This is a genomic window from Actinomadura atramentaria DSM 43919 (assembly GCF_000381885.1).
Classification (GTDB): domain Bacteria; phylum Actinomycetota; class Actinomycetes; order Streptosporangiales; family Streptosporangiaceae; genus Spirillospora; species Spirillospora atramentaria.
Window position 1 is genome coordinate 156097 of sequence record NZ_KB907218.1, and the last position, 14072, is coordinate 170168.

The window sequence follows — 14072 nt, forward strand, 5'->3', positions numbered from 1 at the left end:
TTCCAACGTCCGGCCCCGATAGGCCGCGGCGCGGGAAACGGGATCTGGGACGCCGCGATTCGGCGATACGGCCCCGGCTCGGGGTCGCCCCCGAGGGGGTTCTCGGGGTCGGCGTCCGCCCCGGGTCTCGGTCGCGGGTCCTACCGCAGAGTGATGACGGCCTATCCCCGGCCGCATACGGTGGTGTTCATGGGACGGACAATTCTCACGGTCATCGGTGTCATCCTCGCCATCTGGCTGGCCTTCACGCTCCTCGGCTGGCTGTTCTCGCTGCTGAAGTTCTTCGTCGTCGTCGGCGCCATCGCCGCCGTCGTGTACCTCGTCGTGACGCTCGTCGCCAAGTCGTCCAAGAGCGGCTGAGGCCGGCCCCGGGAACCTCTTGCCCCCGAACGCCGTTCACCGGATGATGCGTCGATGAGACGGTGGTCACACGGCGAAAGGGGCTCCCGATGGCGGGCCTGACCGATGTTCTGCGCGAGCGCGCGCGCCAGCATCCCGACCGGATCGCCTACCACGCGGGCGACGAGGCGGTCACCTACGCGGAGTTCGACCGGCGCGTCGACCGGGCGGCGGCCGCGCTCGCCGCGGCCGGGGTCGGGCCGGGCGACCGCGTCGCCTTCCTGGACAAGAACTCGCTGGAGTACGCCGAGCAGCTCTTCGCCGCCGCCCGGCTCGGGGCCGCGCAGGTCCCGGTGAACTACCGGCTCGCGCCGGACGAGGTCGCCTACATCGTCGACAACGCCCGCGCGAAGGTGCTGATCGTCGGCCCCGAGTTCGTGCCGGTGCTGGACGCGGTGGCCGGGCGGCTGGAGCACGCGGAGCTGTTCGTCGTCATCGGCGGCGAGGACCACGGATACACCGACTACGCGGCGTGGACCGGCGGGTTCGAGGCGGTTCCGCCCGCGCACGTCCCGGCCTCGGAGGACGTGTTCGCGCAGCTCTACTCGTCGGGCACGACGGGCCGCCCGAAGGGCGTGATGCTGACGCACGCCAGCTACGAGTCGGTCCTGCCGATCGGGCGGACGCTGTGGGACCTGCCCGACGACGCCGTGATCATGACGGCGATGCCGATGTACCACATCGCCGGGAACATCCTGGCGATCAGCGCGATCTACAACGGCGTCACGGGCGTCATCACGCGCGAACCCGACCCGACGCGGATCGCGCGCGAGATCGAGCGGTTCGGCGTGACGCACGTGTTCGTCGTCCCGGTGCTGCTGCAGTTCTTCCAGCTCGTGCCCGAGGTCGCGGAGGCGGACCTGAGCAGCCTCCGGCTCGTCCTGTACGGCGCGTCCCCGATCAGCGAGGACGTGCTGCGCGGCGCGATGCGGCTCCTCCCCCACGTCGAGTTCATGCAGGTGTACGGGCTGACGGAGACCACCGGCGCGATCACCTACCTGCCGCCCGACGACCACGACCCGGACGGCCCGAACGCGCACCGGCTGCGCAGCGCGGGCCTGCCGTACCCGATCGCGGAGATCAAGATCGTCGACCCGGCGACGCTGGCGGAGGTCCCGACCGGGCAGGTCGGGGAGGTGCTGTGCCGGGGGCCGCAGATGTTCGTCGGCTACTGGGACCTGCCGGACGCGACCGCCGCGTCGATCCTGCCGGACGGCTTCTTCCGCACCGGCGACGTCGGCTACCTCGACGAGGACGGCTACCTCTACATCCACGACCGCGTCAAGGACATGATCATCTCGGGCGGCGAGAACATCTATCCCGCCGAGGTCGAGAACGCCCTGATGGGCCACCCGCAGGTGACGGACTGCGCGGTCATCGGCGTACCGAGCGACCGGTGGGGCGAGACGCCGAAGGCCATCGTCGTCGCCGCCGGGGACGTGACCGAGGCCGAGCTGATCGCCTACTGCCGCGAGCACCTCGCGCACTTCAAGTGCCCGACGTCGGTCGAGATCCGCGACGCGATCCCCCGCAACCCCACCGGCAAGATCCTCAAGCGCGAGTTGCGGGAGCCGTACTGGGCGGGGCAGGAGCGGGCCGTCCACTGAGCGCCGGGGGCCGTCCGCCGGGCGGCCCCCGCCGTCAGTCGAACGTGACGACCGCCGTCATCGGCCGGTGGTCGGACGAGCGGTTCGCGGTGCGCGGGACGCCGCACGACACGGCGGCCTCCTGGTTCACGAACAGGTAGTCGGTCTTCTCGACGGCCGCGCCCGTCCAGTTCTGCCGCGTCTTGCCGCCGTCGCGCTGCTTCGGGCCCTGGTCGCACTCGGCGAAGTCGCGGTACAGGGCGTCGAGCGGACGCGCGGCGGGCTGGTCGACCAGGTCGCCGCCGAACACGACGCGGCCCGGACCGGCCGCCTCGGCCAGCTCGGCGGCCTGTTTGCGCCGCCACTCGCCGCGCGGGTCCTCGGCCGTCGCGCTGAACCGGGCGGAGCACAGGCGGGTGCGCCACGTGCCGGACGTCGCGCACACGGCCGCCCGGCCGTGGCCTTTCGGCGCGGGCAGCCGGACCTTGCGGACGTCGCCGAGCGCGGTCGAACCGCCGAGCGCGACGCCCGGTCGGCCCTGCCCGTTCGCGCACGCGCCGCGCTCGTCGTCGGGGGCGAACTCCCAGGCCCAGCCCTTGAAGGCCGCGGAGTTCTTGAGCTCGGTGACCTGCGCGGAGCAGACGCGCTGGAGCAGGACGGCCTCGGCCTTCACGCGGCGGCCACCGACCGTGTTGCCGCGCGCCTCGCGCTCGACCGCGCGGACCAGCTCGCCGGGCCGCGCGCCGAGCGGGCAGCCGGGCGCGGCGTCGCCGCAGACGTCCCACGTCATCGCGGTGATCGTCGCGGGTTCCGGGGGGTCCTCGACGCCGTTGTCGAGCGCGGGCGCGCCGCCCCCCTTCTCGATGGCCGCGCCCGCTCCGGCGAAGCCGACGACGGCGGCGGCTCCGCACACGGCGAGCAGGGGGATCAGAGCGCGGGGGGCACGCAACGGCACTCCAGGGGGTGGTTCAGCGGGGGTTGTCCCGAAATCTCACCACATCAAGATCCTCACCCGCCAGCGGTTCCGGACCACCCGGTCACTCAACTTGGGACGGACCGTACCGGGATGATTCGCCCGCGCCGCCGTTTCCGGCCCGGTTCAGGACTCGCCCTCCACACTCCGCGGCGCGCTCCGGCGGTACCCGGCGGCGGGCCGCGCCGCGAGCAGCGCCCAGCCCGTCAACGCGCCGAGCAGCGGGAACGCGGCGATGCCCGCGATGAGGACGACGGGGCCGGCCGAGTCGGCGAACGTCCCCGTCAGCGCCGCGCCGATCGCGGACGCACCGATCTTCAGGCTGCCCGCCGTCGTGTTGACCTGGCCGAGCCGGCCCGGCGGGGCCTCGCGCTGCCGCAGCAGCAGCGTCGCCGCGAACGCCGGGCCCTCCGACAGGCCCGCCGCCGCGAACGCGACCGCCGCCCAGCCGACGGACGGGACGACGGCGAGCGCGCCGAGCGCCGTGCCGAACGCGGCGAGCCCGAACAGCATGACGGACTGCGCGTGCCTGACCGTGAGCAGACGGCTCGACGCGAGCGAGCCCAGCAGCGACCCGGCGGCCATCGCGACGAGCAGCCGCCCGCCCGCCGCCTCGTCGCCCCCGAGATGGCGGCCGAGCAGGACGGCGGTGACGGCGATGCCGCCGAGCCCGAGACTCGCGAGCGTCGTGGCGACGGTCAGGCCGCGCAGCACCCGGTTGCGCGCGAGCACGGAAGCCCCGCCCGCGAGCACATCCCGCAACCCGACGGCTTCACCGGCCCGCTGCGGGTTCCCGCCCTCCGCCTCGGCGCCCGCGCTGACACCCGCACCCGCACCCCCACCCGCGCCCGCGCTCACGTCCGCGCCTGCACCCGCGCCCGCACTCCCACTGGCGCCCGCATGCGCACCCTCACCCACGCTGGCACCCAAGCCAGCATTGGCACCTACACCAGCGCTCGCGCCCACATGCGCGCCCGCATTTACGCCCGCGCCCGCACTCGCACCCGTGTCAGCGTCTGCGTCCACGCCCGCATCCGCATTCGGCGCACCACATCCCGCGCCCCCGCCCGTGTTCCCGCCTGCGCCCGTGTCCCCGCCCGCGTTCGCATCGCCGCCCGCGCCGCCGCAGCCCACTTCCGAGCTCGCATCGCTGGCCGCTTCCGCACCTGGCGCCGCGCTCACGCCCTCGCCAGCACTCGTGTTCGCACCCCAACCCGAATCCACACCCAGGCCCGGCCTGACTTGACCCGCGTCCGCGTCTCCACTCGCACGTGCATCCGCGCCTGTGGCTGCGCTCACGCCCGTACCTGCGCTCGTCTTCGCGCCCGAACCCGGGTCCACGCCCGCGTCCGGCTCAGCGCAGGCCGCGCCCCCGCCCGTGTCCGCGCGCGTGTCCGGCACGGCACAGCCCGTGTCCGTATCTCCCTCTTCAGCGCTCGCGTCGCCGCCGACGCTCGCGCTCACGCGTGCGCCCGCGCTCGTATTCGCACACGCGTTCACGCCCGGGTCTGGTGCAGTGCGGGCCGCGCTGACGTCGGCGGTTGCGTCCGGGGTCTTGGTTGGCGTGGGTCGTTCTGTGCCGGGTGTGGGGGCATCGGAAGGGGGTGCGAATGCGTCCAGGGTTATGCCCATGCCTGTGCTTGCGCTCAGGTCTGAGGTTGCGCCCGTGTTCAGGGGCGGGGGTGCGTTCGTGTTCGGGGTTGGGCTGGTGGGTGTTTTCGGGTTCGGGGGCGCGTCGGGGTGGTTGGGGGTTCGGGTTTTCGCGGTGGGGAGGAACGTCAGCGCCAGGGTGCCCAGGAGGGCTCCGGCGACGATGGGGATGCCCGCGAACTCGCCGCCGGAGGCGGAGGCGATGAAGGCCGCCACGCCGGGGCCCGCGATGGCGGCGATGTTGTAGCTGGAGGCTTCCAGGCCGTAGGCGCGCGGGAGCCGTCGCTCGGGGACGAAGCGGGGCAGCAGGCCGGTCAGGGCGACCACGACGGGTTCGGTCAGGCCGATGACGGCCGCGACGGTCAGCGCGAGCGGGAGCGGCGCGTCCCCGGCCAGGAGCAGGAGCGCCGCCGTCGCCACCGCGTAGAGCCCGGCGATTCCGGCGACGAACCGGCCGGGGCGGCGCGTCCGGTCGAGGACGTGCCCGATGACCGGGCCGCTGAGGACGTACGGCAGCGTCATCGCCGTCTGGAGGAACCCGGCGGACGCCGCGTCGTCCGTCCGCGCCTGGACGGTCAGCACCAGCGCCGTCGCCAGCCCTTCCGCCGAGACCCGGAGGAGCGTCGCGGCGGTGAGGTGCAGGGGCAGGGAGCGATCCGACATCTCCGCATCGTGACATTGCGGACCTGATCCGCGCCTCAGTGCGGAGCGTCCCAGGTCGGACACTTTCCGATCATCCCCATTGAATTGACCGATCGTTCCAGATAGGGCTACGCTCCCGGCCGTGGCGAGAACCAAGGAGTTCGATCCGGACGCCGCCCTCGACGCGGCCCTGGAACTGTTCTGGGAACGCGGCTACGAGGCGACGTCGATGGCCGACCTCGTGGCGCGCCTCGGCATCGGCCGGGCCAGCCTCTACGCGACGTTCGGCGGCAAGCACGACCTGTTCCTGCGCGCGCTGGAGCGCTACCGCGACCGCGCCGACCCGGTCGAGTCGCTGGCCCGCCCCGGCCCGGCGCTGCCCGCCGTCCGGGCGCTGCTCGCGTCCTACGTGGCCGCCGACCTGGCCGACCGGCGCGGCTGCATGGTCGTCAACACGGCGGTCGAGCTGGCGCCGCGCGACGCGGCGGCGGCGCGGCGGGTCGCGGCGGCGTGGGACGGCCTGGAGGCGGCGCTGGCCGCCGCGCTCGTCCGCGCCCGCGCGCAGGGCGAGATCCCGGCCGACCGCGACCCCCGCGCGCTGGCGCGCTTCCTGCTCGTCGTCGCGCAGGGCCTGCGCGTCGTCGGGCGCGCGGACGCCGATCCGCGCCGCCTCTGGGACGCCGTCGAGCAGACGATGGCCGCCATTCAGGACTGACCGATCCAGATAAGGCGGGTTGTCATGGACTTCACCGGTAAGACGGTCCTCATCACCGGGGCGAGCGGCGGCCTCGGCCGCGCCGCCGCCGTCGCGTTCGCCGGGGCCGGCGCGGACGTGGTCGCGGCGGGCCGGGACGAGGCAGCCGTCGCGCGCACGGTCGAGGCGGCGGGCGCGCGGGCGTCCGGCGTCCTCGCGGACGTCACCGAGCCCGCGAGCGTGCGGCGCATGGTCGCGACGGTGCTGGAGCGGCACGGCCGGCTCGACGTGGCGTTCAACAACGCGGGTGTCCGCGGCGCGGCTGCCCCGCTGGCGGACCAGGACGAGGAGAACTGGGACGCCGTCCTCGCCACGAACGCGACAGGCGTCTTCCTCTCGATGAAGTACGAGATCGCCGCGATGCGCGAGCGGGGCGGCGGCGTCATCGTCAACACCGCGTCCAACATCGGCGCGCACCGGCGGCTGGCGGGCCTCGGCCCGTACACGGCGGCGAAGGCGGCGGTCAGCGCGCTGACCAGGAACACCGCGCTGGAGTACATCGGCGAGGGAATCCGGATCAACGCGGTCAGCCCCGGCGCGATCGACACCCCGATGTCGCTGCGCCCCGGCGAGACGGAGGCGGAGCGAGCGGCCCGGATGCGGACCGGCAACCCCCTCGGCCGCGTCGCGACGCCCGGCGAGGTCGTCGCGGCCGTGCTGTGGCTGGCGTCGGACGCGTCGTCGTTCGTCGTCGGCCAGGACTACGTCGTGGACGGCGGCGCCACCGCCTGACGGCCACGAAAATGTCGCCGCCTAGACTGCGAAGGGTGACGGAGACAACGGCCAGCGAGCACCGGGTCACCAGCGAGGTCGGCCGCCTGCGGACCGTCCTCATGCACCGGCCGGGGGCGGAGCTGAAGCGCCTGACCCCGCGCAACAACGACAAGCTCCTGTTCGACGCGATCCCGTGGGTGGGCCGCGCGCAGGAGGAGCACGACGCGTTCGCGCAGGCGCTGCGCGACCGGGGCGTCGAGGTCCTGTACGTCACCGAGCTGCTGCAGGAGGTGCTGGAGTTCGGGGCGGCGCGCGACCAGGCCGTCGCGGAGGCGGTCGCGGACCGCCGCTGGGGCGACCGGCTCCGCGCGATCGTCCGCGAGCACCTGTGCGCGCAGGACCCGGAGGACCTGGCGGCGATCCTCGTCGCGGGCCTGGCGCACGAGGAGCTGAAGACCGGCCGCGGCCTGGTCTACCGGCTGATGGACCGCGCGGACTTCATCATCGACCCGCTGCCGAGCCTGCTGTTCACCCGCGACAGCAGCGCGTGGATCGGCGAGCGCGTCGCGGTGACGAGCCTGGCGATGCCCGCGCGCCGCCGCGAGTCGGCGCTGACGGGGCTGATCTACCGGCACCATCCGCGGTTCGCGCACGTCGAGCGCGTGTACGACCCGTCGCTGGAGCACGTCGAGGGCGGCGACCTGCTGCTGCTCGCGCCCGGCGTGATCGCGGTCGGGGTCGGGGAGCGGACGACGCCCGCCGGGGCCGAGCGGCTGGCCCGGCAGGTGTTCGCGGCCGGGCTCGCGCGGACGGTGCTGGCCGTCCCGATCGCGCAGCGCCGCGCCACGATGCACCTGGACACCGTCTGCACGATGGTCGACGTGGACACCGTCCTGATGTACCCGCCGGTCGCGGACTCGCTGACCGCGTACCCGGTGACGGCGGACGGCGACGGCGGCCTGCGCGTCGCGGAGCCGCGCCCGTTCCTGCGCGCCGCCGCCGACGCGATGGGCCTGGACCGGCTCAAGGTGATCGACACCGGCCTGGACCCGGTGACGGCCGAGCGCGAGCAGTGGGACGACGGTAACAACACGCTGGCCGTCGCGCCGCGCCTGGCCGTGGCGTACGAGCGCAACGTCGAGACCAACGAGCAGTTGGAGAAGGCCGGGATCGAGGTCATCCGGATCAGCGGCAGCGAACTCGGCAGCGGGCGCGGCGGCCCGCGCTGCATGTCGTGCCCGATCCTGCGCGACCCGCCGCCCGCTCCGACGGCGACGCCCGTCGCGGACTGAAACGCGGAAACCGCCCCGGACCAGGCGCGGTCCGGGGCGGTTCGGCGGAGTTGGACGCTCGGGCGGTGCCGACGGGGGCACGACAGCGCCCGAGCTTGGGCAGGACCCTACAAGGCCCCCCGAACGGCGTTTCAGGCGGGGTAGGCGCGGGTGGCCGGACCGCTCGGCCGGGACTCGTCGTCCAGGTCGGGCAGGTCGGCGAAGTCGGCGATGGCGGCCGCGCCGACCGGCGCGGTCACCCGGGCGCCCGCGGGCGCGGCGGCGGACGGCGCGTCCACCAGCGCCCACACGGTGGTGGCGCCGTTGTCGTGCCGGACGCCCCAGCGCTGCGCGAGGCTCTCGACGATCCCGAGGCCGCGGCCGCCGAGCGAGGACAGCGTGCTCGGCCCGCAGCGCGGCTCGGTGCTCGCGCCGCCGTCGCTGACCGACACCTCGATGGTGTCGCCGCGCCGGAACCAGGCCAGTTTGATCTTGCCGGACGCGAGCGGGCGGGCGTGCCGGAGCGCGTTGCTCAGCAGCTCGCTGACGATCAGGTTCGCGTCGTCCACCGCGGAGTCGCAGACTCCGGCGTCGGTCAGTTCGGAGCGCAGGCGCCTGCGGGCGAGCGCGACGCTGGCGGGCGCGTGCGGGAGCATGGCGACGCTCGTCGGTCTCACCTCCCCGTCTCTCGGGTGGCGGGGGCCGGTGCCGTCGCCACCCTTCCGGTACGACCGAAATGCCCGGTTGCGCCGGTCCGGAAACCCGTTCGGACGGATTCGAGCCGCGCCCCACGAGCGGAACGTCCTGCGTACACCACGTCCACCCCCGGTCGCGACGGCCAACGGAAAACTCCACCTCCAGCGGGAACCCACAGTGGATCTATCCAGCGCCGGACGGAATACTCCTCACGCATACGTTTCGTCCGTCACACCGTGGCGACACCACACATTTCCGCGCGATGCCCGCCGGGCCGCCGGCAAGATCATGTGAAAGCGCCCTCGACCAGGCACGGAACCCGGCCTGGAAGGAGGGTAGAACACCGGTTCAGACGCCCGCGCACCGAGTCCGGTTCGACCCGTTACGGCACTGTTTCCTCACCCTCGCGGCGCGCGGCCGCGCGGAGCACGAGCCGCATCCGCGTACCGCCGCCCGCCCGCGGGTGCGCGGCGATCGAGCCGCCCTGCGCCTCCGTCAGCCGCCGCACGATGTAGAGGCCCAGGCCGATGCCGCCGAATCGGCGGCGGTCCCCCGCCTCGCCCTGCACGAAACGCTCGAAGACCCGCTCCCGGTCCTCCGGCGGGATGCCGATGCCGTCGTCGTCCACGGTGATCACCACGTCCGGCCCGGCGCGGCCCGCCCGCACGACGACCGCGCCGCCGTCCGGCGAGTACTTGAACGCGTTCTCCAGGAGCTGGCCGAGGACGATGTCGGTCGCCATCGCGTCCCCGCGCACGGCGGGCAGGTCCGGCTCGACGTGCAGCGCCACCCGGTGCCGCCCCGACAGCGACCGGAACCCGCCCGTCACCCCGCGCAGCACGCGCGTGACGTCGAAGTCCTCGATGGTGACGGCCAGCTCGTCCGCGCCCGCCCGCGCGCCGAGCAGCAGGTGCTCCACCAGGCGGCCGAGGGACTGCGCGCGCTCGGCGATCGTCGCGACGGCCGCGCGCCGGTCGGCGTCCGGGAGGTCGTCCCAGCGGCGGACGAGCGTGCTCGCGAACCCCTGCACGACCGTGATCGGCGTGCGCAGCTCGTGGCTCGTCGTCGCCAGGAACAGGTCCTTGGCCTCCTCCAGCGCCTTGGACTCCGAGACGTCGTGGAAGTCCACGACGCGCTCGCCCGTCTCCTCGATCTCGGCGGCGACGGCGCTCAGCCACGTCCCGGAGTCGGCGCGGAACGTGCGGCTCTCGCCGGGCGGCGGGACGTCGAACGGCAGCCTGCCGCCCACCGCGTCCGCCGCCGCGATGCCGGTCAGCGCGTGCGCCGCCGGGTTCCACTGGCGGACGATGCCGTCCCGGTCGAGCACCGCGATCCCGTCCGCGCTGGAGTCGATCACCGCGCGCTCGTGCGCGCGCTGCCGCACGACCTCCGCGTACGCGACGGCGTTCCCGACCGCGACGCCCGCGTGCCCGGCGAGGAGTTCCAGCAGCTCCAGCTCGGTGTGGCCGACCTTGCGGCCGGAGAACAGCGCGTACAGCGCGCCGTACGGCTCGTTCTTCAGGAACGACAGGCCGAGCGCGACCGCCGTCAAACCCTCCAGCTCCGACCAGATCAGGTCGCCGATGCGCTCCTTCCCGGTCGCGAGCATGACGGCCTTCTCCGACCGCAGCAGCTCCCCGACCAGGCTCGTCTCCCGGTCGGCGGTCGTGCCGCGCATCCGCTCGGGCAGCCCGGACAGGCTGACCAGGCACAGCCGGTCGTCCTGGATGCGGACGAAACCGCCCGCGTCCGCGCCGGTCAGCTCGATCAGCGCCGCGGTGATCCGGTCGAGGACGACGTCCAGGTCCAGCTCGGCGTTGAGGTCCGCGACGATGTCGTTGAGCCGCCGCACCAGCCGCGCCCGTTCGGCCATGTGCCGCTGCAGCGCCTCGTCCTCCTCGGCCGGGTGGTACACCATCACCCAGCCGAGCGGCGCGCCGCCGCCGTCCTTGAGCAGGCTGGTGTCGATGCGGACGTCGATGAGGCGGCCGTCGCGGCGCAGCCGCCGCGTCGCGATGGAGATCTGGCCGCCGTCGCCCTCGGGACGGGTCAGCAGCCGCTCCTGCACCGCGTTGTGCTCGGCCTTCAGCTCGTGCGGCACGATCGGCGGGACCTGCCCGACGACCTGCGCCGCCGACCAGCCGAACATCCGCTCCGCCGCCGGGTTCCAGACGGTGACGCGGGACCGGGCGTCCACGGCCACGATGGCGTCGGCCGCGCTCTCGATGACGGCGCGGGCGATCGGGTCGTGGGACGGCACGCCAGCCATCGTGCCACCGCGCGGGGCCGCCGCGAGGGTGACCTTCGCCGAAAGGTTTCCACGTCAGAGGCGGTGCGCGCGGCGGATCACACCGCCGCGCGGTCGACCCGGCGGAAGACCCGGCCGATCACGAGCGCCGCGACGGCCGCGACGGCGAACGAGAGCAGCGAGGCGCTCATCCAGCTCTGCGGGGTGAAGTGGAGCGCGTCGGCGATGTCCGTCCACAGCCTCGTCCACCACCCGATCGAGCCCGGGTAGATGAGCTGGTAGGCGGCGAACCCGACCGCCCATGCGGCGATCATCGTCCAGCGGGACGGGGCCGCGCGGCCGGTGTCCCAGCCGCGCCGGCCGCTGCCGAGGAAGAAGTCGGCCGCGAGCACGCCGAGCAGCGGCACGAACACCGAGCCGATGAGCGACAGGAATCCGGCGTAGTCCCCGATGTCCAGCAGCAGTGCGAGCGCGGTGATCCCGACGCCGAGCGCGACGGACAGGATGCGCCGGTCCGCGCGCGGCACGAGGTTCTGGATCGACACGGCCGTCGAGTACACGTTCGCGAACGACTGGTCGGCTTCGCGCAGTACGAACACGGCGAAGAACAGGACGCCGAGCGTGACATGCAGGAACGGGTCGAAGACGCGCGCCGAGTCGCCCGCGACGAGCGCGAGCGCCAGCAGGCCCAGCACGTACGCGATGATCTGCGTCGCCGAATAGCCGACCGCCGCCGCGCCGAACGCGCCGCGCGCGCTGCGGGCGTGCCGCGTGTAGTCGGCGGCGACGGGCACCCAGGAGATCGAGACGGCGAGCGCCGCGTCCGCGCCCGTCCAGAACCCGCCCCACGAGCCGTGGTTCAGGTCGGGCAGCGGCTCGCGCAGGAGCTGCGCGTAGAAGTAGACGAGCGCGACCAGCACCGCGACCGTCACGTACCGGCGCAGCAGCCGCACCGAGCCGAGCGGCCGGATCGTGAGCGCCGTCGTCAGGACGCCCGCCGCGACGACGTAGCCCCAGCGCGGGACGCCGTCCCACAGCGCGCGGGCGGCGTCGGCGATGACGATCAGCTCGAACGTCCCCCACCCGATGAGCTGCGCGATGTTCAGCACGGTCGGGACGTACGACAGCCGCGCGCCGAACAGGCCGCGCAGCAGCACCATCGCGGGCTGCCCGGTGCGTGCGCCGGGCGCGGCGGCCAGGCCGAGCATCAGCCCGCCGATCGCGGTGCCGACGGCCATCGCCACGATCCCCGCCATGATCGACATCGTCGGGCGGCCGTCGGCGTCCGGCGCGAGGACGGTGTACGCGCCGGAGAACGCGAACAGGCTGACGCCGAGGTTCGCCCAGAACGCGCTCTGGTCCCAGAAGCCGAGGACCTTCGGCGCGGGCTCGTCCAGCGTGTACGGGACCTCGTCGGCACGCGCCTTGACTGCGGACGTCACAGGACACTCTCCCTACGCCGGCATTACCCGGACAGGTTCATGCGGTCGGCGACGCCCGTGTGTCGCCCTCTCAGCCTGGCTTGGCCCAAGCTCCCGCGGATACGGTCAAATCGCATCGTACAGCGCGAAAGATCCGGCACGTGTCGCGTGCCGGGGCGAAATGCACCGCGCGGTGCCGGACATTCACCGGTCGTCCGGCCCACCGCGCCCAGCGCGCCGCACGAGGAGACCGCCGCTTGCGAGAAACCGACCATCCGCCCGAAGAAGAGCGGTTCCGCGCCCTGTACGACGCCCACTTCGACGCGATCACCGGGTTCGTGCGCCGCCGCGCGGACGACCCGCACGACGCCGCCGACGCCGTGGCCGAGACGTTCCTGGTCGCCTGGCGGCGGCTCGCGGACGTCCCGCCCGGCGAGCAGGCGCGCTACTGGCTGTACCGCGTCGCCCGCAACACCCTCGCCAACCAGCGGCGCGGCGAGCACCGCCGCCGGGACCTCGCCGCGCGCGTCGGCGCGGAGCTGGGCGGCGACCTCGCGGCCGCCGCGCCGGCCGACGACGGCCCCGGCGGGGTCGCCGCCGCCTTCCGGGGGCTGCGCGACGGCGACCGCGAGCTGCTGTCGCTCGTCGCGTGGGAGGGCCTGGACGCCGGGGAGATCGCGGCCGTCCTCGGCGTCTCCCGCAACGCCGTCCGGATCAGGCTGCACCGCGCCCGCCGCCGCTTCGCCCGCGAACTGGAACAGCACGGGGTCGCCCCGGCCGTCCGACCGAAGAAGGAGTACGCATGACCACCGACCTCGATTCCCTCGTCCGGCGGCTCGCGCCCACGGACGCCGAGATCGCCGGGGCGGTCGGCGGGGACACGCGCCGCGACCTGGCCCAGCGGATCATGGCGGCGGAGCCGGAGCCGGAGGCCGCGCCCCGCGCCCGGCGCGTGCCGCGGCTGCGGCTCGCGCTGCCGGTCGGCGTCGGGCTCGCGGCGGCCGCGACGGCGGCGGCGCTGCTCGTGCCGGGCGGCGGCTCGCCCGCCCCCGCGCCCGCGCCGTCCGCGATCAAGCAGGTCGCGGCGCTGTCGTTCGTGCCGCACGGCAAGTACATCGACGTCGAGATCAAGGACCCGACCGCCGACCCGGCGCGGTACCGGCGCGAGTTCGCCGAGCGGGGGTTCGACATCTCGCTCAAGCTGCTCCCGGCGTCGCCGAGCATCGTCAACACGGTCCTGATGCTGGACGGGAGCCGGATCAAGCCGATCAAGGACGGCAAGTGCGTGACGGGCGGCGGCGCGTGCCCGATCGCGCTGCGCGTCCCGGCCGACTTCCGGGGCAAGGCGACGGTGGTGTTCGGCCGGAAGGCGCGGCCCGGTGAGCGCTACGACTCGACGGCCAGCGCCTTCGCGCCCGGCGAGGCGCTGCACGGCACGGACGTGCGCGGCCTGACGGTCGCGGCCGCGCTGCGCCGGATCGAGTCCCGGGGGATCGCCGTGCCGGAGTTCCACATCGACGAAGCTCAGGCGGACGGCTCGGTGATCGGCAAGAACGTCGGCCGCGCCGAGATCCCCGACGGCTGGTACGTCCACGACGCGGACCCGCTGGCCCCCGGCCAGGTCCGGCTGTGGGTCGGGCCGAAGAAGTCGGGCGACGCCGGTCCGGCGGCGGCCCCGCCGGTGCGGGCCACTCCGACGCCCGGCCGCTGACGGGCGT

General features: G+C 74.2%; 12 protein-coding genes and 1 riboswitch. Of the genes, 7 read left to right on the forward strand and 5 right to left on the reverse strand.

The features are described from left to right. The first annotated feature begins 189 nt into the window (after positions 1–189). Together G339_RS39550 and G339_RS0124095 are read left to right on the forward strand one after the other, a co-directional pair. Entirely contained in the window at positions 190–360 is a 171-nt protein-coding gene (locus tag G339_RS39550) for a hypothetical protein (RefSeq protein WP_019633626.1), read from the forward strand. Between the two features lie 89 nt (positions 361–449). After that, positions 450–2006, forward strand: coding sequence for a long-chain-fatty-acid--CoA ligase (locus G339_RS0124095; RefSeq protein ID WP_019633627.1), 1557 nt, complete (start codon positions 450–452; stop codon positions 2004–2006). A gap of 34 nt (positions 2007–2040) precedes the next feature. On the opposite strand, the gene G339_RS0124100 is transcribed toward G339_RS0124095, so the two are convergent. Both G339_RS0124100 and G339_RS38155 read right to left on the reverse strand, forming a co-directional pair. Next, positions 2041–2940 (reverse strand): endonuclease/exonuclease/phosphatase family protein, encoded by a 900-nt coding sequence (locus tag G339_RS0124100; RefSeq protein WP_019633628.1) that lies wholly within the window; start codon positions 2938–2940, stop codon positions 2041–2043. 144 nt (positions 2941–3084) lie between these two features. After that, positions 3085–5334, reverse strand: a complete 2250-nt coding sequence (locus tag G339_RS38155) for an MFS transporter (RefSeq protein ID WP_157407983.1) — start codon at positions 5332–5334, stop codon at positions 3085–3087. A gap of 58 nt (positions 5335–5392) precedes the next feature. Between G339_RS38155 and G339_RS0124120 the strand changes: the two genes are divergently transcribed. The 3 genes from G339_RS0124120 to G339_RS0124130 are packed head-to-tail and all read left to right on the forward strand — an operon-like array spanning position 5393 to position 8010. After that, entirely contained in the window at positions 5393–5965 is a 573-nt protein-coding gene (locus G339_RS0124120; protein WP_019633632.1) for a TetR/AcrR family transcriptional regulator, read from the forward strand. 24 nt (positions 5966–5989) lie between these two features. After that, the gene (locus G339_RS0124125) at positions 5990–6736 is read left to right on the forward strand and encodes an SDR family NAD(P)-dependent oxidoreductase (RefSeq protein ID WP_019633633.1); all 747 of its coding nucleotides are present in this window, start codon (positions 5990–5992) and stop codon (positions 6734–6736) included. A 35-nt stretch (positions 6737–6771) separates the two neighbouring features. Beyond that, entirely contained in the window at positions 6772–8010 is a 1239-nt protein-coding gene (locus G339_RS0124130; protein ID WP_019633634.1) for an arginine deiminase, read from the forward strand. A 131-nt stretch (positions 8011–8141) separates the two neighbouring features. Here the strand turns inward: G339_RS0124130 and G339_RS0124135 are convergent, their stop codons facing one another. From G339_RS0124135 to G339_RS0124145, 3 genes are all read right to left on the reverse strand, one after another. Beyond that, positions 8142–8666, reverse strand: a complete 525-nt coding sequence (locus G339_RS0124135) for an ATP-binding protein (RefSeq protein WP_240489883.1) — start codon at positions 8664–8666, stop codon at positions 8142–8144. A gap of 401 nt (positions 8667–9067) precedes the next feature. Next, a complete protein-coding gene (locus G339_RS0124140) occupies positions 9068–10954 on the reverse strand; it encodes a PAS domain-containing sensor histidine kinase (RefSeq protein WP_019633636.1) in 1887 nt (628 codons plus the stop codon). 77 nt (positions 10955–11031) lie between these two features. Beyond that, positions 11032–12375 (reverse strand): purine-cytosine permease family protein, encoded by a 1344-nt coding sequence (locus tag G339_RS0124145; protein ID WP_019633637.1) that lies wholly within the window; start codon positions 12373–12375, stop codon positions 11032–11034. After that, positions 12368–12482, reverse strand: a riboswitch (TPP riboswitch). It overlaps the preceding gene by 8 nt. A 129-nt stretch (positions 12483–12611) precedes the next feature. On the opposite strand from G339_RS0124145, the gene G339_RS0124150 reads away from it, so the two are divergent. Both G339_RS0124150 and G339_RS37080 read left to right on the forward strand, forming a co-directional pair. Continuing rightward, positions 12612–13160 carry an RNA polymerase sigma factor gene (locus G339_RS0124150; RefSeq protein WP_019633638.1) on the forward strand — a complete coding sequence of 183 codons (549 nt, stop codon included), beginning with the start codon at positions 12612–12614 and terminating at the stop codon, positions 13158–13160. Then, complete coding sequence (locus G339_RS37080; protein WP_019633639.1) at positions 13157–14065, forward strand: hypothetical protein; 909 nt, start codon at positions 13157–13159, stop codon at positions 14063–14065. Before G339_RS0124150 ends, G339_RS37080 begins: the two co-directional genes overlap by 4 nt. The last annotated feature ends 7 nt before the right edge of the window (positions 14066–14072 follow it).